General features: G+C 62.0%; 21 protein-coding genes. 15 read left to right on the top strand and 6 right to left on the bottom strand.

Translation table 11 applies throughout. From position 1 onward, the window contains the following. Window positions 1-70: 70 nt before the first annotated feature. The 5 genes from rluB to AB1462_RS05690 all read right to left on the bottom strand — a co-directional run bounded on the left by rluB (window position 71) and on the right by AB1462_RS05690 (window position 4,826). Complete coding sequence (gene rluB, locus AB1462_RS05710; RefSeq protein WP_090400535.1) at window positions 71-1,315, bottom strand: 23S rRNA pseudouridine(2605) synthase RluB; 1,245 nt, start codon at window positions 1,313-1,315, stop codon at window positions 71-73. A gap of 246 nt (window positions 1,316-1,561) precedes the next feature. Beyond that, window positions 1,562-2,488 carry an SMC-Scp complex subunit ScpB gene (scpB, locus tag AB1462_RS05705; protein WP_259191386.1) on the bottom strand — a complete coding sequence of 309 codons (927 nt, stop codon included), beginning with the start codon at window positions 2,486-2,488 and terminating at the stop codon, window positions 1,562-1,564. A 12-nt stretch (window positions 2,489-2,500) separates the two neighbouring features. Continuing rightward, entirely contained in the window at window positions 2,501-3,199 is a 699-nt protein-coding gene (locus tag AB1462_RS05700; protein WP_186731547.1) for a ScpA family protein, read from the bottom strand. A 120-nt stretch (window positions 3,200-3,319) separates the two neighbouring features. Continuing rightward, entirely contained in the window at window positions 3,320-3,949 is a 630-nt protein-coding gene (locus tag AB1462_RS05695) for an L-threonylcarbamoyladenylate synthase (RefSeq protein WP_090400538.1), read from the bottom strand. Between the two features lie 13 nt (window positions 3,950-3,962). Further along, complete coding sequence (locus AB1462_RS05690; protein ID WP_367246334.1) at window positions 3,963-4,826, bottom strand: PHP domain-containing protein; 864 nt, start codon at window positions 4,824-4,826, stop codon at window positions 3,963-3,965. 87 nt (window positions 4,827-4,913) lie between these two features. On the opposite strand from AB1462_RS05690, the gene AB1462_RS05685 reads away from it, so the two are divergent. The 7 genes from AB1462_RS05685 to AB1462_RS05655 all read left to right on the top strand — a co-directional run bounded on the left by AB1462_RS05685 (window position 4,914) and on the right by AB1462_RS05655 (window position 10,459). Further along, window positions 4,914-5,510: a septation protein A gene (locus AB1462_RS05685; RefSeq protein WP_065925914.1), complete on the top strand. Its 597-nt coding sequence runs from the start codon at window positions 4,914-4,916 to the stop codon at window positions 5,508-5,510. 1 nt (window position 5,511) lies between these two features. Next, complete coding sequence (locus AB1462_RS05680; RefSeq protein ID WP_027605568.1) at window positions 5,512-5,811, top strand: YciI family protein; 300 nt, start codon at window positions 5,512-5,514, stop codon at window positions 5,809-5,811. Window positions 5,812-5,917: 106 nt separating this feature from the next. After that, window positions 5,918-6,325 carry a translation initiation factor 2 gene (locus AB1462_RS05675; protein ID WP_027605567.1) on the top strand — a complete coding sequence of 136 codons (408 nt, stop codon included), beginning with the start codon at window positions 5,918-5,920 and terminating at the stop codon, window positions 6,323-6,325. Between the two features lie 7 nt (window positions 6,326-6,332). Next, entirely contained in the window at window positions 6,333-7,010 is a 678-nt protein-coding gene (locus tag AB1462_RS05670; RefSeq protein ID WP_027605566.1) for a response regulator transcription factor, read from the top strand. Between the two features lie 182 nt (window positions 7,011-7,192). Beyond that, a complete protein-coding gene (locus AB1462_RS05665) occupies window positions 7,193-7,657 on the top strand; it encodes an LTXXQ domain protein (RefSeq protein ID WP_074847523.1) in 465 nt (154 codons plus the stop codon). 68 nt (window positions 7,658-7,725) lie between these two features. Further along, window positions 7,726-9,069 (top strand): HAMP domain-containing sensor histidine kinase, encoded by a 1,344-nt coding sequence (locus AB1462_RS05660; protein WP_315872395.1) that lies wholly within the window; start codon window positions 7,726-7,728, stop codon window positions 9,067-9,069. Between the two features lie 40 nt (window positions 9,070-9,109). After that, a complete protein-coding gene (locus AB1462_RS05655) occupies window positions 9,110-10,459 on the top strand; it encodes a CoA transferase (protein WP_367246332.1) in 1,350 nt (449 codons plus the stop codon). Between the two features lie 104 nt (window positions 10,460-10,563). Here the strand turns inward: AB1462_RS05655 and arcD (AB1462_RS05650) are convergent, their stop codons facing one another. Continuing rightward, entirely contained in the window at window positions 10,564-11,991 is a 1,428-nt protein-coding gene (arcD, locus tag AB1462_RS05650) for an arginine-ornithine antiporter (protein ID WP_065939153.1), read from the bottom strand. A 442-nt stretch (window positions 11,992-12,433) separates the two neighbouring features. Between arcD (AB1462_RS05650) and arcD (AB1462_RS05645) the strand changes: the two genes are divergently transcribed. The 8 genes from arcD (AB1462_RS05645) to gcvP all read left to right on the top strand — a co-directional run bounded on the left by arcD (AB1462_RS05645) (window position 12,434) and on the right by gcvP (window position 22,893). Next, a complete protein-coding gene (gene arcD, locus AB1462_RS05645) occupies window positions 12,434-13,861 on the top strand; it encodes an arginine-ornithine antiporter (protein ID WP_027605561.1) in 1,428 nt (475 codons plus the stop codon). Window positions 13,862-13,885: 24 nt separating this feature from the next. Then, window positions 13,886-15,142 carry an arginine deiminase gene (arcA, locus tag AB1462_RS05640; protein WP_027605560.1) on the top strand — a complete coding sequence of 419 codons (1,257 nt, stop codon included), beginning with the start codon at window positions 13,886-13,888 and terminating at the stop codon, window positions 15,140-15,142. 69 nt (window positions 15,143-15,211) lie between these two features. After that, window positions 15,212-16,222: an ornithine carbamoyltransferase gene (locus AB1462_RS05635; RefSeq protein WP_015885593.1), complete on the top strand. Its 1,011-nt coding sequence runs from the start codon at window positions 15,212-15,214 to the stop codon at window positions 16,220-16,222. 157 nt (window positions 16,223-16,379) lie between these two features. Then, window positions 16,380-17,309 carry a carbamate kinase gene (arcC, locus tag AB1462_RS05630; RefSeq protein WP_367246330.1) on the top strand — a complete coding sequence of 310 codons (930 nt, stop codon included), beginning with the start codon at window positions 16,380-16,382 and terminating at the stop codon, window positions 17,307-17,309. An 18-nt stretch (window positions 17,310-17,327) separates the two neighbouring features. Further along, window positions 17,328-17,690 carry a DUF5064 family protein gene (locus AB1462_RS05625; protein ID WP_090400550.1) on the top strand — a complete coding sequence of 121 codons (363 nt, stop codon included), beginning with the start codon at window positions 17,328-17,330 and terminating at the stop codon, window positions 17,688-17,690. A 149-nt stretch (window positions 17,691-17,839) separates the two neighbouring features. After that, window positions 17,840-19,348: a sigma-54-dependent transcriptional regulator gene (locus AB1462_RS05620; RefSeq protein WP_315336396.1), complete on the top strand. Its 1,509-nt coding sequence runs from the start codon at window positions 17,840-17,842 to the stop codon at window positions 19,346-19,348. A gap of 310 nt (window positions 19,349-19,658) precedes the next feature. Then, entirely contained in the window at window positions 19,659-20,042 is a 384-nt protein-coding gene (gene gcvH / locus AB1462_RS05615; protein WP_090400552.1) for a glycine cleavage system protein GcvH, read from the top strand. A 10-nt stretch (window positions 20,043-20,052) separates the two neighbouring features. Then, on the top strand, window positions 20,053-22,893 hold the full coding sequence (gene gcvP, locus AB1462_RS05610; RefSeq protein WP_259191394.1) for an aminomethyl-transferring glycine dehydrogenase: 2,841 nt from the start codon (window positions 20,053-20,055) through the stop codon (window positions 22,891-22,893). Window positions 22,894-22,916 lie beyond the last annotated feature (23 nt).

Genomic DNA, 22,916 nt, shown 5'->3' with positions numbered 1-22,916 from the left:
AAAAAAAGCGCCAGCCTGTGAGGGCTCGCGCTTTTTCTTACAGCTTGCAGCTAAAAACTTACCGCTGCTCTTAAGGCTTCTTGCGACCAAAGCCTGGACGCTGACCCGAACCGGCCGGTGCGCCACGGCGCTTGCCCGATGGCTCATCCGCAACCAACTTCAAGCCTGGGCGCTTTTTCGGCGCGGGCTTGGCTGGGCGCTTGGTGTTGGCGCTGTCGGCCGGGCGATCGGATGCCGGAGCACCGCGACCGGCGTCACCACGGTTGCTGCGACCACCGCTTGGCGCTTCGCCACGACCGGCTGGGCGTGGGGTGCGTGGAGCACGCTCGCCTTCCTGACGCGATGGCGCGGTTGGGCGACGCTCGCCTTCGATGTGCGGTTGACGCGAGATACGCCCGCCGGTAGCCGGTGCATCCAGCGCCGGGCGCAGGGTGCGGGCAACGCGTTCGGTACGGGCCACAGGGCGCGACGACTTACGCTGCATACGATCGAGCTTGTCTTTGCTCTTGGCGTTCATCTGCGGCATGGCGACCGGCGTCAGGCCGACTTCGGCGCTGAGGATGTCGACTTCGTACTGGCTCATTTCGCGCCAGCGGCCCATCGGCAGGTCGGAGTTGAGGAACACCGGGCCAAAACGCACGCGCTTCAGGCGGCTGACCACCAGGCCCTGGGACTCCCACAGGCGACGCACTTCACGGTTACGACCTTCCATCACCACGCAGTGGTACCAGTGGTTGAAACCTTCACCGCCCGGCGCCTGCTTGATGTCGGTGAACTTGGCCGGGCCGTCTTCCAGCACCACGCCGGCCTTGAGGCGTTCGATCATCTCGTCATCGACTTCACCACGCACACGCACGGCGTATTCGCGGTCCATCTCGTAGGACGGGTGCATCAGGCGGTTGGCCAGTTCACCGTCGGTGGTGAACATCAGCAAGCCGGTGGTGTTGATGTCGAGACGACCGATGTTGATCCAACGACCTTCTTTAGGCTTGGGCATCTTGTCGAACACGGTCGGACGGCCTTCCGGGTCGTCACGGGTGCAGATCTCGCCATCGGGTTTGTTGTACATGATCACGCGGCGCACCGATTCGGCGGCCTCTTCACGCTTGATGACCTTGCCATCAATGGTGATTGCGTCGTGCAGGTCGACGCGCTGGCCCAGGGTGGCCTCGACGCCGTTGACCTTGATGCGCTTCTGGGTGATCCAGGCTTCGACGTCGCGGCGCGAGCCCACGCCGATACGCGCCAGCACCTTTTGCAGCTTTTCGCCTGCAGGGCCGATTTCCTGGCTGTCGTTCTGGTCTTTGTCGTTCATCTTAAGCACCTCCCGGTGGGTCGATTCAGGCGTGGCCTGAAGAGTGTTGAAAGCTGGGCTTTGGCCGAATAGGTCGGCAAAGGGTCGCGAATCATACGCGCATGGCGCCGGTTGCGCATCAGAGACTAGTCGATAAGCGCCAGGTCAGTGGTTTTTCCGCCGACCGGTGGTGCCCAGGGCGCCACTGAACCCTTGTGGGAGGGGCGGTGCGACGATTCGACTTGCCCCCTCCCACATTGGGTTGCGTCAGTCTTCTAACTGGCGGCGCTCGTTCTCGATGGCTTCGGCCAATGCCCTGGCTTCGTCTTCCTCGTCGCTCAGCGGCGGCTGTTCGAGGGCGGCGACGGCGGCCAGGAGTTTTTCCCGGGCTTCGGCCACGCCCAGGACATCTTCTTCGGCTTCGGCTTCGGCCTCAGGCTCAGGTTCAACGCTCACCTGGGTGTCAGGCTCGACCGCACCATCACGCAACAAGTCGTCAAAGTCGGTCTTGATGCCCTGTTCCATGTCGTCCAGTTCCAGCAACAACGTGTGGAAACTGGTTTCGTCCTTCGGTTCTTCCGGCTCGGCCGTGGCGTCGGCCAGCTCCTGCAAGCTCTCCGGGACTGGGGCGTCGTCGAAGTCGAGGACCGGCTCGGCTTCCATCTCGCGCAATTCGGCCAGGGGCGGCAGGTCGTCGAGGTTTTTCAGGTTGAAATGGTCGAGGAACACCTTGGTGGTGGCGAACATCGCGGGTTTGCCGGGCACGTCGCGGTAGCCGACGATGCGGATCCACTCACGCTCCAGCAGCGTCTTGACGATATGGCTGTTGACCGCCACGCCCCGCACGTCTTCGATTTCACCGCGGGTAATCGGCTGGCGATAGGCAATCAGCGCCATGGTTTCCAGCATCGCCCGTGAATAGCGCTGCGGGCGCTCTTCCCAGAGGCGCCCGACCCACGGGGAAAACTTCTCACGGATCTGCAGGCGATAACCCGACGCGACCTCGCGCAGTTCAAAGGCGCGGCCGTCGCAGGATTTGCGCAGGATTTCCAGCGCCTTCTTGAACACCGGCGGTTCAGGGCGCTCGGCTTCTTCAAACAGTTCGAACAGGCGCTCCAGGGATTGCGGTTTACCCGAGGCCAGGAGAAAGGCCTCCAGCAACGGGGCCAGTTCGCGGGGTTCAGTCAAATTCATCGATTCAGCTCTTTATTCGGCTCGCGCCCGCACGTGGATAGCCGCAAAAGGCTCATTCTGGACCAGCTCGACCAAGGATTCCTTGACCAGTTCGAGGACCGCCATAAAGGTCACCACCACCCCCAGGCGCCCTTCTTCCTGCGTGAAGAGCTCGACAAATGGCACAAAACCACCGCCTTTGAGACGTTCGAGCACATCGCTCATGCGCTCGCGGGTGGACAGGGCCTCGCGGCTGACCTGGTGGTGTTCGAACATATCGCCCCGGCGCAGCACCTCGGCCATGGACATCAGCAACTCTTCCAGGCTCACGTCCGGCAGCAGCTTGCGCGCCCGGGCTTCGGGGGCGTCGAGCTTGGGGACCACCACGTCGCGGCCCACGCGGCTCAGGCCGTCGATGCCTTCGGCGGCGGCCTTGAAGCGTTCGTACTCTTGCAGGCGGCGGATCAGTTCGGCGCGCGGGTCGTCCTCTTCGGCCTCGACCGTCTCCGCGCGCGGCAGCAGCATGCGCGACTTGATCTCGGCAAGCATGGCGGCCATCACCAGGTACTCGGCAGCCAGTTCCAGGCGTACCGACTGCATCAACTCGACATAGCCCATGTACTGGCGGGTGATTTCCGCCACCGGTATGTCGAGGATGTTGATGTTTTGTTTGCGGATCAGGTACAGCAGCAAGTCCAACGGCCCCTCGAAAGCCTCAAGAAAGACTTCCAGGGCGTCCGGCGGAATGTACAGGTCCAGCGGCATTTCCAGCACCGCCTGGCCGTACACCATGGCAAACGGCAGCTCCTGCTGGGCGCCCGCCTGGCTGTCGACGGTTTCCACAGCTGACATTCAGGCCTCGGCCATAAAGGGCGCAGGATCGCCGCAACCGACACGAATCACTTCAGGTTCGCCGTCGGCCAGGTTGATCACGGTGGACGCCTTGTTGCCGCCGTAGCCACCATCGATGATCAGGTCGACATGTTTTTCCAGCAGGCGCCTCATTTCGTAAGGATCGTAGAGCGGCTCGGTTTCCCCGGGCATGATCAACGACACGCTCATCAACGGCTCACCCAGCTCGGCCAGCAGCGCCAGGGCGATGGGATGCTCCGGCACCCGCAGGCCGATGGTGCGCTTTTTCGGGTGCAGCAGCAGGCGCGGCACTTCACGCGTGGCGTTGAGGATAAAGGTGTAGGGCCCTGGGGTGTGGGCCTTGAGCAAGCGGAAGGTGCCGGTGTCGACCTTGGCGAACAGGCCCAGCTGGGACAGGTCGCTACAGATCAGCGCGAAGTTGTGCTTGTCATCCAGCTGACGCAAGCGTCTTACACGTTCGACTGCGCCCTTGTCGCCGATCTGGCAACCGATGGCGTAGGACGAATCGGTTGGATAGATCACCACGCCGCCAGCGCGAATGATCTCTACGGCCTGCTTGACCAGGCGCGCCTGGGGGTTTTCCGGATGAATCTGGAAGAATTGACTCACGGGTTCTACCTGTTCAGACGGTGGCAATAATGGGGTCATGCTTGAATCTCCCCCACAACAGCGGCAAATCTTCCGGGACCGCGCGGTACTCGCCGATCTCGGACCAGCCGCCAGGGCCATGAAAATCACTGCCGGCACTGACCAGCAGACCAAATTCGCGGGCAAGGATCGCCAGGCTGCCGACCTGTTCAGCGGGTTGATGCCCGTTGACCACCTCAATCGCGTGGCCGCCCGCTCCAATATAGTCGCCAATCAGCTTGCGGCGCTTGCTGCGGGTGAAATCGTAATGCCAGGGATGCGCGAGGCTGACCCAGGCCCCGGAGGCCCGCAGGGTCTCGACGGTGTCTTCAAGGGTCGGCCAATGTTGCTTCACATCGCCCAACTTGCCGGCGCCCAGCCACTTGCGAAAGGCTTCGGCGCGGTCTTTGACAAAACCCTCACGCACCATCCAGTCGGCAAAGTGCGGACGGGCCGGCGCGTTGCCGCTGTCACCCAGTTCCTGCTGGAGGGCGCGGGCGCCGTCGAGGGCGTTGGGCATGCCTTTGAGGCTGAGTTTTCGGCTTATTTCTTCGGACCGCAGCCAGCGGCCATCGTGCAATTGCGCGATAGCCTCCACCAGCGGCGGCGCTTTTTGATCGAAGCCGTAGCCGAGCACATGAATGGTGGCGCCGCCCCAGGTGCAGGACAATTCCACCCCGTTGACCAGTTGCATGCCCAGGGCATGGGCCGTTGTACGCGCTTCGTCGAGGCCTTCGAGGGTGTCGTGGTCGGTCAACGAGAGGACTCGCACGCCTTTTTCAAACGCACGCGCAACCAGTACCGCGGGCGCCAGGGCGCCGTCGGAGGCCGTGCTGTGGCAGTGCAAATCAACATTCACGGGGGTGTGTAACCTCAAGTCAGCTGGCGCTATCGCAACCAAGGATGTTTGTTATTATGCCGCCACATCCAGCTTCTGGCTCTTACTGTGAAACAATTCATCGACTTCATCCCGCTGTTGCTGTTTTTCATCGTTTACAAACTCGACCCCAGGGTCATCGACCTGGCCGGCCATGAGCTGACTGTCGGCGGCATCTACAGTGCCACCGCCGTGCTCATCATCAGCTCTGTGGTGGTCTACGGCGCCATCTTCATTTCCCAGCGCAAACTGGAAAAAAGCCAGTGGCTGACCCTGGTCGCCTGCCTGGTCTTCGGCAGCCTGACCCTGGCCTTCCACAGCGAAACCTTCCTTAAATGGAAAGCGCCGGTGGTGAACTGGCTGTTCGCCCTGGCATTCATCGGCAGCCACTTCATCGGTGATCGCCTGCTGATCAAGCGGATCATGGGCCACGCACTGACCCTGCCGGAACCGGTGTGGACACGCTTGAACGTGGCCTGGATCGTGTTTTTCATCTTCTGCGGTGCCGCCAACCTGTTCGTGGCGTTTACCTTCCAGGACTACTGGGTCGACTTCAAAGTGTTCGGCAGCCTGGGCATGACCGTGCTGTTCCTGGTCGCCCAGGGCATCTACCTGTCGCGCCACCTGCATGACACCGAGCCTACTACGCCGAAAACCGAGGACTGACATGCTCTACGCCATCATTGCCACCGACGTTGCCAACTCGCTGGAAAAACGCCTGTCCGTGCGCCCGGCCCACGTCGAGCGCCTGAAAGTCCTTCAAGCCGAAGGCCGCATCGTGCTGGCCGGCCCGCACCCGGCCGTGGACAGCAACGACCCGGGCGACGCCGGTTTTACCGGTAGCCTGATCGTCGCCGAGTTCGCCTCGCTGGCCGATGCCCAGGCCTGGGCCAAGGCCGATCCCTATGTCGCCGCAGGGGTCTACGCCGACGTAGTGATCAAACCCTTCAAGCAAGTCCTGCCCTGATCCCGATTGCGCCGAACCTATTGAGTACGGCGCACTCCTAATTGCTCATTATTTTCGGCAACCTGCCGACAACGTTCTGAATATTCGTGTGGAATCAGGAGTTCCGATGCGCTTACGTCAGTTGTGTCTGTTGGCAGTGTTAATGATCGGGGCTACGGCCCACGCTGAAGAAACCTCGAGCACCGGCAGTTCCACGCCCCTGTCCTTGAGCGCCGGCGCCCAGATCACCGAGTTGCAGCAACGCTTGAAAGAAAGCGAGCGGCAGCGTGAAGAACTGAGCAAGCAACTGCAAAGCGCGGATGCCACCCGCGAAAGCGCTCAATTGAGTCGCCTTCGCCAGGAGAACCAACGCCTGGCCCAGCAACTCAAAGATGCACAGGGCGGCGCCTTGACCCGCTGGCTGACCGAGCAGCAACAATGGTTCGTCACGGGTGGGGCCGTCGCACTGATCGCCCTGTTGTGCGGGATCTTCGCCAGCGGTGGGCACCGTCGCCGTCGACAATGGCTAAATTGAGTGAGTCATGAGCGAGCTGTTACTGATAGATGATGACCAGGAGCTCTGCGAGCTGCTGAGCAGTTGGCTGAGCCAGGAAGGTTTCCAGGTGCGCGCCTGCCACGATGGCTTGAGCGCGCGCAAGGCCTTGGCCGACAGCGCCCCGGCGGCGGTGGTACTGGATGTGATGCTGCCCGACGGCAGCGGCCTGGAGCTGCTCAAGCAATTGCGCAACGACCATCCGGAGCTGCCGGTGCTGATGCTTTCGGCGCGGGGCGAACCCCTGGACCGCATCCTCGGCCTGGAATTGGGCGCCGACGACTACCTGGCCAAGCCCTGCGACCCACGCGAACTCACCGCGCGCCTGCGCGCGGTATTGCGCCGCAGCCACCCGGCCGCCGTGTCCAGCCAACTGGAACTGGGCGACCTGTGCTTCAGCCCGGTGCGCGGCGTGGTCAGCATCGATGAGCAGGAATTCACCCTCACCGTCTCCGAAAGCCGCCTGCTGGAAGCATTATTGCGCCAGCCCGGCGAGCCACTGGACAAGCAGGAACTGGCGCAGATCGCCCTGGGCCGCAAGCTGACCCTTTACGATCGCAGCCTGGACATGCACGTCAGCAACCTGCGCAAGAAGATCGGCCCTCACCCCGATGGCCGGCCACGGATCGTGGCGTTGCGCAGCCGGGGCTACTATTACAGCCTCTAGAGGCAGCTATAAGTTGCAAGCTACAAGCGGCAAGTGAAAAGCTGTTACTTGCCGCTTGCAGCTAAAAACTTGCAGCTGCCGCCCCCCTTACCAAACCTTTACCCTCTCCTGACGGCGGCTGACCTTGATCTCCGTAATCTACTCACATCCGGACTCACCGGAATAGAAACAGGAGAATCACCATGCGCAAGACCCTTATCGCTTTGATGTTCGCCGCCGCCCTGCCGACCGTTGCCATGGCCGCACTGCCTGAAGGCCCGGGCCCGATGGGCGGCCCTGAAGGGCACATGATGGGTGGCCCGGGCCACGGCGGTGAACACGGTCCGCGTGGCAAAGGCGGCCCCTTCAGCCAACTGGACCTGAGCCGCGAACAGCGCGAGCAGATCGGCAAGCTGATGGGTGACCAATGGCACGCTCGCAAGGACCTGGTCAAAAAGTACCTGGACAAACTCCCGGCCGCCGACCAGAAAGCCATGCAGGATGAAATCGCCGCCGGCAAGCAGAAAACCCAGGCCGATATCCGTGCCGTGCTCAAGCCTGACCAGCAGAAGAAGTTCGACGAGATCGTCAAGAAGCAAGAACAGCGCCGTGCAGAATGGAAGGAATTCCAGGCCTGGAAAGCGCAACAGTCGCAAAAAGCGCAATAATGCACCCGCGTTAACACTCCCAGCCCAGTGGCCACCACCACTGGGCTTTTCCTGTTTGAGGGTTTCCTGTGCGTTCATTGTTCTGGCGCATCCTGGCCAGTTTCTGGCTGGCCATCGCCTTGGTTGCCGGGTTGTCGATCCTGCTTGGGCACATGCTTAACCAGGATGCCTGGATTCTCAGCCGCCACCCCGGCCTCAATAACCTGGCGCAAGAGTGGACCCAGCTCTACGAAACCCAGGGTGAGGATGCTGCCCAGGACCTGCTGCAACAGCGCAAGCGCCAGTACCACATCGACGTGCAAGTGCTCAACGAAAGCGGCGAGCCGGTGGTGCGCGGCACCTTCCCGCGCCGCGCCGCCGCCTTTGAAGCCCGACAGAACGACAGCAAGGAAGGCCATCTGCCCTGGCGACGCCTGACCGCCGAGTACACCAGCGAGAAGACCGGCGACACCTACCTGTTGATCTACCGCATCCCGCACCCGGAACTGGACGAGTGGCACCGCAGCAGCCTGGCATGGCCCTTGAGCGCACTGACGATTGCCCTGGTGGTACTGACCTTGTTCAGCCTGTTCGTCACCTTGTCCATCACCCGCCCACTAAGCCGCCTGCGCGGCGCCGTGCATGACCTCGGCCAGGCCACCTACCAGCAGAACAGCCTGGCGCAACTGGCTAACCGCCGCGATGAGTTCGGCGTACTCGCCACCGACTTCAACCGCATGGGCGCACGCCTGCAAAGCCTGATCGGCAGTCAACGCCAGCTGCTGCGCGACGTGTCCCATGAGCTGCGCTCGCCCCTCGCGCGCCTGCGCATCGCCCTGGCCTTGGCCGAGCGCGCCAGCCCCGAAGAACGGGAAAAACTCTGGCCACGCCTGACCCGCGAATGCGACCGCCTGGAAGCGCTGATCAGCGAGATCCTGGTGCTGGCCCGCGTCGATGCCGACAATGCCAGCGCCGAAGACATCGACCTCATCCCCCTGCTCAAAACCCTGCAAAAGGATGCCCAACTCAGCGCGCCGGACCAGGTGGTGCAACTGAGCACCGACGCCGACCTGCAACTGAAGGGCTGGCCGACCATGATCGAACGGGCTGTGGATAACCTGCTGCGCAATGCCCAGCGCTTCAACCCGCCGGGGCAACCGATCGATTTGCACGCCCAGCGCCAGGGCGAACGTATCCTGATCAGCGTGCGCGACCATGGCCCCGGCGTGGACGCCGAACACCTGAGCCAACTCGGTGAACCGTTCTACCGCGCTCCCGGCCAGACCGCCCAAGGCCACGGCCTGGGCCTGGCGATCGCGCGACGCGCGGCCGAACGCCACGGTGGCAGCCTGATCCTGGCCAATCACCCAGCCGGTGGTTTTATCGCCAGCATCGACCTGCCGTTGGAACCGGGAGTTGTCACGCCGGTGTGATGATCTTCTATAGTGGCCCTTCTCTTACGGAGGGCCTTTGATGACTGACCTGCTGACTCCCATCCAAGCCGCACTCGATCTACCCCACACCCCGCTGACCTTCACCGAGGCTGGCGCCCTGCCCTCGACCTTCGCTGTCACCGAGCTGGCCAGTGCCAGCATCGGCGCCGCCGGGCAGGCCGTCGCCCAGTTGATCCGGCAACAGACCGGGCGCCAGCCCGAGGTGAGTGTGGACCGACGCCTCGCCTCTTTCTGGTTCTCGTCCTCGATCCGCCCGCTGGGCTGGCAAGTGCCACCGTTGTGGGATCCGGTGGCCGGCGATTACGCCAGCGCCGATGGCTGGATTCGCCTGCATACCAACGCGCCTCATCACCGTGCCGCCGCCGAGCGGGTGCTGGGCAAGGTCGCCGACCGCGCCGGGATGGCCGGCAAGGTCGCGGCGTGGAACGCGGCAGAACTGGAACAGGCGATTGTCGACCAAGGTGGCTGCGCCGCGCAGATGCGTGCCTGGCAAGCCTGGCAGCAACATCCGCAGGGGTTGGCGGTGAACGCCGAGGCGCTGGTCCAACGCCAGACCTTCGAAACCACGACCGACAAACCCTGGCACGGTTCGCTGGCACGCCCGCTGGCCGGCCTCAAGGTGCTGGACCTGACCCGCGTATTGGCCGGCCCGGTGGCCAGTCGTTTCCTTGCCGGCCTCGGCGCGGATGTACTGCGCATCGACTCACCCACCTGGAACGAACCCGGTGTAGTCCCGGAAATGACCCTGGGCAAACGCTGCGCGCGCCTGGACCTGAAAACGCCCGAAGGTCGGCGGGTTTTCGAGCGTTTGCTCAGGGACGCCGACATCCTGTTCCACGGATACCGCGCTGACGCCCTGGAGCATCTGGGCTACACCGCCCCCGAACTGCAACACCTCGCCCCAGGCCTGATCGACGTCAGCCTCAACGCCTACGGCTGGAGCGGCCCGTGGCGTAATCGCCGGGGCTTCGACAGCCTGGTGCAGATGAGCAGCGGGATCGCCGAGGCCGGCATGCTCTGGAAACACGCGGATAAACCGGTGCCACTGCCGTTGCAGGCGCTGGATCACGCGACCGGGTATCTGATGGCGGCCAGTGCGATTCAGGCGCTGGGCGAACGGCTGCAGTCGGGGCGCGGTGGTTCGGCGCGGTTGTCGTTGGCACGCACCGCAACGTTACTGGTGCAAGCAGGCCAAGTGCCCGAGCAACCGTCGTTGCGCGAGGAAGAACCAGGGGATCAAGGCCTGGTCGTCGAACAGACCGCCTGGGGCCAGGCCCATCGGCTGCTGCCCCCGCTGACTATCAGCGGTACGCCATTGCAATGGGATTTGCCGGCGGGAGAATTGGGCTCCCACCGGCCTCAATGGTGACTTGACGGCCGCTAGCGGCAGCAAGCCCCCCACACTTTGATGGGTGAACATATTCAAAATGTGGGAGGGGGCTTGCTCCCGATGAGGCCAGTACCGTCACCCCATCACAACGACAACACCCCGCTGTACAACCCATACGCCGCCAGCCCTGCACCGGCGATCACGCAGCTGAAAATGCCTTTCTCAACGTGGGTAAACAACGGCTGGCCCTGTTCGCGCTTGGCCAGGGCGAACAGGATCACGCCCGGCGCATACAGCAGCGCCGACAGCAGCAGGTATTTAAGGCCCCCGGCGTAGAGCAACCATACGGCGTAACCCAGGGCGATCAACCCCACCAGCAGGTCCTTGATGCGATGGCGGTGGGCACCTTCATAGGTTTCACCACGCCCACTCAGCAACACCGCGTAAGCCGCCGACCACAGGTAAGGCACGAGGATCATCGACGACGCCAGGTAGATCAGGGTGGTGTAGGTGCTGTGGGAAAACAGCGTGATCACCAGGAAGACCTGGATCATCACATTGGTCAGCCACAAGGCGTTGACCGGCACCTGGTTGGCATTTTCCTTTTTCAGGAAGGCCGGCATGGTCTTGTCATGGGCGGTGGCATAGAGGATCTCGGCACACAGCAGCGCCCAGGACAACAAGGCCCCCAGCAGCGACACGGCCAGGCCGATACTGATCAGCAACGCGCCCCAGGGACCGACGATATGCTCGAGCACACCGGCCAGGGACGGGTTTTGCAGGCCGGCCAGCTCCGCCTGGCTCATGATGCCGAGGGACAACACATTCACCAGCACCAACAGCGCCAGCACGCCGAGAAAGCCGATCACCGTGGCCCGCCCCACGTCCGCGCGCTTCTCGGCCCGCGCCGAATACACACTGGCGCCTTCGATGCCGATAAACACAAATACCGTGACCAGCATCATATTGCGCACCTGGTCCACCACACTGCCGAATTGCGGCTTTTCCAGACCCCAGATGTCAGCCGTGAAGATATCCGCCTTGAACGCCACGGCGGCGATGACCACGAACATCAGCAGCGGCACCAGCTTGGCCACGGTGGTGATCTGGTTGATGAACGCGGCTTCCTTGATCCCGCGCATCACCAGGAAGTGCACGGCCCACAGCAGCAACGATGCGCAGCCGATGGCCACCGGCGTGTTGCCTTGGCCGAACACCGGGAAAAAATAGCCGAGGGTGCTGAACAGCAACACGAAATAACCGACGTTGCCCATCCACGCGCTGATCCAGTAACCCCAGGCCGACGAAAAACCCATGTAGTCGCCGAAACCCGCCTTGGCGTAGGCGTACACCCCGGAATCCAGTTCCGGCTTGCGATTGGCCAGGGTCTGGAAGACGAAGGCCAGGGTCAGCATGCCCACGGCGGTGATCGCCCAACCGATCAACACCGCGCCCACCTCCGCGCGCGCGGCCATGTTCTGCGGCAACGAGAAAATCCCCCCGCCGATCATCGAGCCCACCACCAGGGCAATCAGGGCGCCAAGCCGAAGTTTCTGGGTCGGTTGAGACATGCAGACTCCTGAATAAGATTTGAGCGGACAACCGTGCACTCAACTAATTAACTCAGCGAGTGTAGCGTTTATTAAAGACAGCGATAAAACCGCCACGCTCATAACTCAACGGCATGACAGTTTTTATAGTTTAGGCTTATTTAGATTTTAAATACGCCGAATACTTTGTCGCTTCCAAGCTATTTATTGTCGCCGTTGCGAAAAGTTTGCACATTCGGGAAAACGGGCTAGTTTCAAACGTCCATACGCAGCACTAAATGATTGACCAAACCGCAGAGATCGCTCTGGAAAGCGCCTTTGCGCGGAAAACTATTGCCCACGACTTTCCAGTCTAAGTCATTAATTCACAATGGAATGTGCCAATGAAGTGATCTGAGTCAGCTGTTTGATTAGCGCACGGAATTATTCTGTGGTCTCTCTTCTCCTGCATTGGAGTTATGCGATGTCTGAATCTCCCGGAAAACTTCGATTGGGTGCACTGGTTGCACTTGTCGTCGGCTCAATGATTGGCGGCGGGATCTTCTCTCTGCCGCAAAACATGGCCGCCAGTGCCGATGTTGGCGCGGTATTGATCGGTTGGGTAATTACCGCCGTGGGCATGCTGACCCTGGCCTTCGTCTTCCAGACCCTGGCCAATCGCAAACCTGATCTGGACGGCGGCGTCTACGCCTACGCCAAGGCCGGCTTCGGTGACTACATGGGCTTTTCGTCGGCCTGGGGTTACTGGATCAGCGCCTGGCTGGGCAACGTCGGTTACTTCGTCCTCCTGTTCAGCACCCTCGGTTACTTCTTCCCGATCTTTGGCGAAGGCAATACGCCTGCGGCGGTGATTGGCGCGTCGGTCTTGCTGTGGGCCGTGCACTTTCTGGTGCTGCGCGGGATAAAGGAAGCGGCGTTCATCAACCTGGTGACCACCGTCGCCAAGGTGGTGCCGCTGGTGCTGTTCGTGTTGATCGCCGTGTTCGCCTTCAAGCTGGACATCTTCACCGCTGACATCTGGGGCGTGAAGAACCCGGACCTGGGCAGCGTGATGAACCAGGTGCGCAACATGATGCTGGTCACCGTGTGGGTGTTCATCGGTATCGAAGGCGCGAGCATCTTCTCGGCCCGTGCTGAAAAACGCAGCGACGTCGGCAAGGCCACCGTGATCGGCTTTATCACCGTGCTGCTGTTCCTGATGCTGGTGAACGTGCTGTCCCTGGGCATCATGACCCAACCGGAATTGGCCAAGCTGCAGAACCCGTCGATGGCCGCCGTGCTGGAACATGTGGTGGGCCACTGGGGTGCGGTGCTGATCAGCGTCGGCTTGATCATCTCGTTGCTGGGGGCGCTGCTGTCGTGGGTGCTGCTGTGTGCGGAGATCATGTTCGCCGCCGCCAAGGACCACACCATGCCGGAGTTCCTGCGCAAGGAAAACGCCAACCATGTGCCGGCCAACGCCCTGTGGCTGACCAACGCCATGGTCCAGATATTCCTGGTGATCACGCTGTTTTCCGCCAGTACCTACCTGTCGCTGATCTACCTCGCCACCTCGATGATCCTGGTGCCTTACCTGTGGTCGGCGGCCTATGCGCTGCTGCTGGCGGTACGCGGCGAAACCTACGAAAACGCCCTCAAGGAGCGCAGGAAGGACCTGTTTATCGGCGCGATCGCACTGATCTACGCGGTCTGGCTGCTCTATGCCGGCGGTACCAAGTACCTGCTGTTGTCCGCCCTGCTCTATGCCCCCGGCGCGATCCTGTTCGCCAAGGCCAAGCATGAACTGGGCAAACCGATTTTCACCAACGTCGAGAAGCTGATTTTCGCCGCAGTCGTCATTGGCGCCCTGGTGGCTGCCTATGGCCTCTACGACGGCTTCCTGACTCTGTAACTGACGTTCACTGGAGGATCTGTAATGACCACGGAAAAAGTGAAGTACGGCGTACATTCCGAAGCCGGCAAACTGCGCAAAGTCATGGTGTGCTCCCCAGGCTTGGCCCACCAGCGGCTGACCCCTAACAACTGCGATGAACTGCTGTTCGATGACGTGCTCTGGGTAGCCCAGGCCAAGCGCGACCATTTCGACTTCGTGACCAAGATGCGCGAACGGGACATTGATGTGCTGGAAATGCACAACCTGCTGACCGATATCGTTGCCAACCCCGAAGCCCTGGACTGGATCCTGGAACGCAAGATCACCTCCAACACCGTGGGCCTGGGCCTGGTCGAGGAAGTCAGCTCCTGGCTGCGCAGCCTGGAGCCACGCAAGATCGCCGAGTTCCTGATCGGTGGCGTGTCGGCCGATGACCTGCCGAGCAGCTTCGGTGGCAAGACCATCGAGATGTTCCGCGACTTCCTCGGCCACGCCAGTTTTATCCTGCCGCCGCTGCCCAACACCCAGTTCACCCGCGACACCACCTGCTGGATCTACGGCGGCGTGACGCTCAACCCGATGTACTGGCCGGCGCGACGCCAGGAAACCCTGCTGGCGAGCGCCATCTACAAATTCCACCCCGAATTCACCAACGCAGACTTCCAGATCTGGTACGGCGACCCCGACCAGGAACACGGTGCCGCCACGCTCGAAGGCGGTGACGTCATGCCGATTGGCAATGGCGTGGTGTTGATCGGCATGGGCGAGCGTTCGTCCCACCAGGCCATCGGCCAACTGGCGCGCAACCTGTTCAAGAACAAAGCCGTGGAGCGCGTGATCGTTGCCGGCCTGCCGAAATCCCGCGCAGCGATGCACCTCGACACCGTGTTCAGCTTCTGCGACCGCGACCTGGTGACCATCTTCCCCGAAGTGGTCAACCAGATCGTGCCTTTCACCCTGCGCCCTGACGAAAGCAAGCCCCACGGCATCGACATTCAGCGCGAAAAAACCAACTTCCTCGAGACCGTGGCCGCTGCGCTCAACCTCAAGGCCCTGCGCGTGGTCGAGACCGGCGGTAACAGCTTCGCCGCCGAACGCGAGCAGTGGGACGACGGCAACAACGTGGTGGCCGTGGAGCCGGGCGTGGTGATCGGCTACGACCGCAACACTTACACCAACACCCTGCTGCGCAAGGCCGGCGTGGAAGTCATCACCATCAGCGCCGGTGAACTCGGCCGTGGCCGTGGCGGCGGCCACTGCATGACCTGCCCGATCATCCGCGACCCAATCGACTATTAATTTTTTGGCCTTGGCCGCTGCTTATCCAGCAGTGGCCAAGGGGATAACCGAAACCTAAGGAGATCCACCATGGCTTTCAATATGCGCAACCGCAGCCTGCTCTCGCTGATGCACCACACCACCCGCGAGCTGAATTACCTGCTGGACCTGTCCCGCGACCTCAAGCGCGCCAAATACACCGGCACCGAGCGTCCGCACCTGCAAGGCAAGAACATCGCGCTGATCTTCGAAAAAACCTCGACCCGCACCCGTTGCGCCTTCGAAGTGGCAGCCCACGACCAGGGTGCCCACGTCACCTACATCGACCCGGTGTCGTCGCAGATCGGCCACAAAGAAAGCATGAAAGACACCGCCCGCGTCCTCGGCCGCATGTTCGACGCCATTGAGTACCGTGGCTTCGAGCAGGAAATCGTCGAAGAGCTGGCCAAGTTCGCCGGCGTGCCGGTGTTCAACGGCCTCACCGCCGAATTCCACCCGACCCAAATGATCGCCGACACCCTGACCATGCGCGAGCACAGCGACAAGCCGCTGCATGACATCAGCTACGCCTACCTGGGCGACGCTCGCTACAACATGGGTAACTCGCTGCTGATGATCGGCGCCAAGCTCGGCATGGACGTGCGCATCGGCGCGCCGAAAGCCCTGTGGCCCCACGAAGACTTCATCAAACAGTGCCAGGCGTTTGCCGAAGAAAGCGGCGCGCGCATCACCATCACCGAAGACCCGAAGGAAGCAGTCAAGGGCGTGGACTTCATCCACACCGATATCTGGGTGTCCATGGGTGAACCGGTGGAAGCGTGGGACGAACGCATCGAGCAACTGCTGCCGTACCAGGTCAACGCCAAGATGATGAAAGCCTCGGGCAATCCTCGGGTGAAATTCATGCACTGCCTGCCGGCGTTCCATAACAGCGAAACCAAAGTCGGCAAGGACATCGCCGCGCGGTATCCGAACCTGGCCAATGGCGTGGAAGTGACCGAGGAAGTCTTCGAGTCGCCGGCCAACATCGCCTTTGAGCAAGCGGAAAACCGCATGCACACCATCAAGGCGATCCTGGTGTCGGCACTCGCGGATATCTAAAGGCTACACGGTCAAATGTGGGAGGGGCGGTGCGACGATTCGACTTGCCCCCGATGGCGGCGGATCAGCTACAGATAAGTTGCCTGACATACCGCTATCGGGAGCAAGCCCCCTCCCACATTGGCCTCTGTGTTCACACCCATAGAAGGATTGCATTATGCGCATCGTCGTAGCCCTGGGCGGCAACGCCCTCCTGCGCCGTGGTGAACCCATGACCGCAGACAACCAACGCGCCAATATCCGCATCGCCACCGAACAGATCGCCAAGATCCATGCCGGCAACGAACTGGTCATCGCCCACGGCAATGGCCCGCAGGTCGGCCTGCTGTCGTTGCAGGCGGCGGCCTACACCAGCGTTTCGCCGTACCCGCTGGACGTGCTCGGTGCCGAGACCGAAGGCATGATCGGCTACATCATCGAACAGGAACTGGGCAACCTGCTGGACTTCGAAGTGCCGTTCGCCACCCTGCTCACCCAGGTGGAAGTGGACCCCAAGGACCCTGCCTTCCAGAACCCGACCAAGCCCATCGGCCCGGTGTACTCCAAGGCCGAAGCGGAAAAACTCGCCGCCGAGAAAGGCTGGGCCATCGCCCCGGATGGCGATAAATATCGCCGCGTCGTGGCCAGCCCACGGCCCAAACGTATTTTCGAGATTCGCCCGATCAAGTGGCTGCTGGAAAAAAGCGCCATCGTGATCTGCGCCGGTGGTGGCGGTATCCCGACCCTGTACGGTGAAGACGGCAAGCTCAAAGGCATCGAAGCCGTGATCGACAAAGACCTGTGCTCCTCGTTGCTGGCCACGCAACTGGACGCCGATTTGCTGGTGATCGCCACCGACGTCAACGCCGCTTTTATCGACTTCGGCAAGCCGACCCAGAAAGCCATCGGCCAGGCCCACCCCGACGACATGGAAAAACTCGGCTTCGCCGCCGGTTCCATGGGCCCCAAGGTGCAAGCCGCCTGCGAGTTCGCCCGCCAGACTGGCAAAACCGCAGTGATCGGTTCACTCTCCGACATCGAAGCCATCGTCCAGGGCAGCGCCGGCACGCGCATCAGCACGGCAACACCTGGCATCACCTATCTGTGAAGTAGAGGAGATACGCCTATGGCCACCTTTGAACCCGGTCACCTGCACGTCGAACGTCACGCCCTTAACAAGGACGACTACAGCTACAACCTGTGCATCGATTACGAAGTCAGCCAGGACCCAAAGGAAGGCAAGGGCATGCTGTTCAAGCTGCACGGCTCGGTGCAGGGCAAGGATCTCAAGGAAGAGTTCTTTTTACCCAAGGACCAGGCATTCGACTTTGCCCGGCATGCGATGAACATCGCGCAGAAGTATGGGATGCCGAAGATTGCGGTGTTGAATGGCTCGATGCACAAGCAGTACGACCAGATGTTCGAGGATGTGCGGCATCAACTGGATGTGAAATCCGGCGACCCGGTCAAGCCTGAACACTTGGCGTAATGCGCTTGCACTGACATAACACTGTGCAAAATGTGGGAGGGGGCTTGCCCCCTCCCACATTTTGATCTCCATTATTTGTCAGATTTCACCTGTGCCCCGCTCCAAGGCATACTTGCCGCCTCCCGCTCTCCAGAATTGCTAACCGCCCCATGCGTATCCACGTCAGCTTCATCGACCGCGTCGGCATTACCCAGGAAGTCCTGGCCTTGCTTGGTGGGCGCAATCTCAACCTGGATGCGGTGGAAATGGTGCCGCCCAACGTCTACATCGACGCCCCGACGCTGAGCGCCGAGGTGCTCGAAGAGCTGCGCGACGCGCTGTTCAGCGTGCACGGTGTACAGGCGGTGACGGTGGTAGACATCCTCCCTGGCCAACGCCGTCACCTGCAACTCGACGCCCTGCTGGCGGCCATGACCGACCCGGTGCTGGCGCTGGACAGCGCGGGCACGATCCTGCTGGCCAACCCGGCACTGATCGCGCTGTACGGGCGCGAACCGGCGGGGGAAAGCATCACCGAGCTGTTCAACGACCCGGCGTTGCTGGACACCTTGCTGGAACAGGGCTTTCGCCTGCCCCTGCGCGAGATCAGCGTCAACGGCCAGACCCTCTTGCTGGACGCCACGCCAATCACCGATGCCGGCGCCCTGCTCACGCTGTACCAGCCGAACCGCATCGGTGAACAACTGTCGGCGCTGCACCACGACCATGCCGAAGGCTTTGACGCGCTATTGGGCGAATCACCGGCGATCCGCACCCTCAAGGCCCGCGCGCAACGGGTGGCCGCGCTGGATGCACCGCTGTTGATCCAGGGCGAAACCGGCACCGGCAAGGAATTGGTGGCGCGGGCCTGCCACGCCATCAGCGCGCGCTACAGTGCACCGTTCCTGGCGTTGAACTGCGCCGCATTGCCGGAGAACCTCGCCGAAAGCGAATTGTTCGGTTACGCCCCCGGCGCCTTTACCGGCGCCCAGCGCGGCGGTAAGCCGGGGCTGATGGAGCTGGCCAACCAGGGCACGGTGTTCCTTGATGAAATCGGCGAAATGTCGCCGTATTTGCAGGCCAAGCTGCTGCGTTTTCTCAACGACGGCAGCTTCCGTCGGGTGGGCGGCGACCGCGAAGTGAAGGTCAATGTGCGCATCCTCAGCGCCACCCACCGCAACCTGGAAAAAATGGTCAGCGAAGGCACCTTTCGCGAAGACCTGTTCTACCGTCTCAACGTGCTCAACGTCGAAGTGCCGCCGCTGCGCGAACGCGGCCAGGACATCCTGTTGCTGGCCCGTTACTTCATGCAGCAGGCCTGCGCGCAGATCCAGCGCCCGGTGTGTCGCCTGGCGCCCGGCACCTATCCGGCGCTGTTGGGCAACCGTTGGCCGGGCAATGTGCGCCAGCTGCAGAACGTGATCTTCCGCGCCGCCGCCATTTGCGAAAGCAGCCTGGTGGACATCGGCGACCTGGACATTGCCGGCACCTCGGTGGCCCGCCAAAGCGACGGTGAAATCGACAGCCTCGAACAGGCGGTCGAGGATTTCGAACGCGGCCTGCTGGAGAAACTCTACGCCAGCTATCCCTCGACCCGGCAATTGGCCAGTCGCCTGCAAACCTCCCACACAGCCATCGCCCATCGATTGCGCAAGTACGGCATACCCAATAAGCCCTGAGCTGGACGCCTACCGGGTTGCGTTTCAAAAAGGGTCTGAGAACGACATCCGCTGTACTGAAAGCGCTACAGCGTAACGATTTCGCTACAACCCTGCTTTTTGCGCGCCATCCAAGGCTTTGATCCACATAGGCTTTTTTTCCCAGGCCTGACTGTAGCGAAATCGCTACAGTGGAAACGTATAAGCCTATAACCAAATTTATTAACCTGTTGATTTATAACGAATTAATAAGATTGGCCGCGATATTGCTAAGTAACTCCCCATTATTCCAATCCCGTCCGCCAGACGAATCTGGCCCTGAGGAGTTTCCATGAGCGAGTTGCGTTTCACTGAAGATCACGAATGGCTGCGCGCCGAAGCTGACGGCAGCGTCACCGTGGGTATCACCGCTTTCGCACAGGACGCGCTGGGTGATGTGGTTTTCGTGCAACTGCCGGAGTTGCAGGCCTACGCCAAGGGCGCTGAAGCGTCCACCGTAGAATCGGTCAAGGCCGCCAGCGGCGTGTACATGCCGCTGGACGGTGAAGTGCTGGAAGTGAACGACAAGCTCGATGGCAGCCCGGAACTGGTCAACGAAGACCCGATGGGCGCAGGCTGGTTCTTCCGCTTTAAACCGGCCGATGCCGGGGCGGTAGCTAAACTGTTGGATCAGGACGCGTACGACCGCCTGATCAAAGCCAACGCTGAAGCCTGAGGAGCGCGCCATGACGATCAACTTGAGCACCGCCAACGAATTCATCGCCCGCCACATCGGCCCGCGCCCGCAAGATGAGCAGCAAATGCTCGCCAGCCTGGGCTTCGATTCCCTGGAAGCCCTGAGCGCCAGCGTGATCCCGGAAAGCATCAAGGGCACCAGCGTGCTCGGCCTGGAAGACGGCCTGAGCGAAGCCGAGGCCCTGGCCAAGATCAAGGCCATTGCCAGCCAGAACCAACTGTTCAAGACCTACATCGGCCAGGGCTACTACAACTGCCATACGCCGTCGCCGATCCTGCGCAACCTGCTGGAAAACCCGGCCTGGTACACCGCCTACACCCCCTACCAGCCAGAGATTTCCCAAGGCCGCCTGGAAGCGCTGCTGAACTTCCAGACCCTGATCAGCGACCTCACCGGCCTGCCGATCGCCAACGCTTCGCTGCTGGATGAAGCCACCGCCGCCGCCGAAGCCATGACCTTCTGCAAGCGCCTGAGCAAGAACAAGGGCAGCAACGCCTTCTTCGCCTCTATCCACAGCCACCCGCAAACCCTCGATGTACTGCGCACGCGTGCCGAGCCGCTGGGCATTGACGTGGTCGTGGGCGATGAACGCGAACTGACCGACGTCAGCGCGTTTTTCGGCGCCCTGCTGCAATACCCGGCCAGCAACGGTGACGTGTTCGACTACCACGCGCTGACCGAGCGCTTCCACGCCGCCAACGCCTTGGTGGCCGTGGCCGCCGACCTGCTGGCCCTGACCCTGCTGACCCCTCCGGGTGAGTTCGGCGCCGACGTGGCCATCGGCAGCGCGCAACGCTTCGGCGTCCCACTGGGCTTCGGTGGCCCGCACGCGGCGTACTTCTCCACCAAGGATGCGTTCAAGCGCGACATGCCGGGGCGTCTCGTCGGTGTGTCGGTAGACCGCTTCGGCAAGCCGGCCCTGCGCCTGGCCATGCAGACCCGCGAGCAACATATTCGCCGCGAGAAAGCCACCAGCAACATCTGCACCGCCCAAGTGCTGCTCGCCAACATCGCCAGCATGTACGCCGTGTACCACGGGCCCAAGGGCCTGACCCAGATCGCCAACCGCATTCATCACCTGACCGCGATCCTCGCCAAGGGCTTGACCGCACTGGGCCTCAAGGTCGAGCAGGAACACTTCTTCGACACCCTGACCCTGCACACCGGCGCCGACACTGGCGCACTGCACGACAAGGCCCGCACCCAGCGCATCAACCTGCGCGTGGTGGATGCTGAGCGGGTTGGCCTGTCGGTCGACGAAACCACCACCCAAGCCGATATCGAAACCCTGTGGGCGCTCTTCGCTGCGGGCAAAGCCCTGCCGGACTTCAACACCGCCGTGGACAGCAGCCTGCCTGCCGCATTGCTGCGCCAGTCGCCGATCCTCAGCCACCCGGTGTTCAACCGTTATCACTCCGAAACCGAGCTGATGCGCTACCTGCGCAAGCTGGCGGACAAAGACCTGGCCCTGGACCGCACCATGATCCCGCTGGGCTCATGCACCATGAAGCTCAACGCCGCCAGCGAAATGATCCCAGTGACCTGGGCCGAATTCGGTGCCCTGCACCCGTTCGCCCCGGCCGAGCAAAGTAGCGGTTACCTGCAACTGACCTCCGAGCTGGAAGCCATGCTCTGCGCGGCCACCGGTTACGACGCAATCTCGCTGCAACCGAACGCCGGTTCCCAGGGTGAATACGCCGGCCTGTTGGCGATCCGTGCCTACCACCAGAGCCGTGGCGAAGAGCGTCGCGACATCTGCCTGATCCCGTCGTCGGCCCACGGTACCAACCCGGCGACCGCCAACATGGCCGGTATGCGCGTGGTCGTCACCGCCTGCGATGCCCGTGGCAACGTCGACATCGAAGACCTGCGCGCCAAGGCCATCGAGCACCGCGAACACCTCGCGGCACTGATGATCACCTACCCGTCCACCCACGGCGTGTTCGAAGAAGGCATCCGCGAAATCTGCGGCATCGTTCACGACAACGGCGGCCAGGTGTACATCGACGGCGCCAACATGAACGCCATGGTCGGCCTCTGTGCCCCGGGCAAGTTCGGCGGCGACGTGTCCCACCTGAACCTGCACAAGACCTTCTGCATCCCCCACGGCGGTGGCGGCCCGGGCGTTGGCCCGATTGGCGTCAAGTCCCACCTCACCCCGTTCCTGCCCGGCCACGCGGCCATGGCGCGCAAGGAAGGCGCGGTGTGTGCGGCGCCGTTCGGCAGCGCGAGCATTTTGCCGATCACCTGGATGTACATCAGCATGATGGGCGGCGCCGGCCTCAAGCGCGCGTCGCAGTTGGCGATCCTGAATGCCAACTACATTTCCCGTCGCCTGGAAGAGCACTACCCCGTGCTCTACACCGGCAGCAACGGCCTGGTGGCGCACGAATGCATCCTGGACCTGCGCCCGCTGAAGGACAGCAGCGGCATCAGCGTAGACGACGTGGCCAAGCGCCTGATCGACTTCGGCTTCCACGCACCGACCATGTCGTTCCCGGTGGCCGGCACGCTGATGATCGAGCCGACCGAAAGCGAATCCAAGGAAGAACTGGACCGCTTCTGCGACGCCATGATCGCCATCCGCGAAGAAATCCGCGCAGTGGAGAACGGCACCCTGGACAAGGACGACAACCCACTGAAAAACGCCCCGCATACTGCGGCGGAACTGGTGGGCGAATGGAGCCACCCTTACAGCCGCGAACAAGCGGTATACCCGGTAGCGTCTCTGATCGAAGGCAAGTACTGGCCGCCGGTTGGCCGGGTCGACAACGTGTTTGGTGATCGCAACCTCGTATGCGCATGCCCTTCAATCGAGAGCTACGCATAACCCGAGGCTGAACTCAATCAAAT

This window comes from Pseudomonas sp. SB113 (assembly GCF_040754745.1).
GTDB classification, from domain to species: Bacteria; Pseudomonadota; Gammaproteobacteria; order Pseudomonadales; family Pseudomonadaceae; genus Aquipseudomonas; species Aquipseudomonas grimontii.
This window is presented reverse-complemented; position numbering and strand designations above follow the sequence as displayed.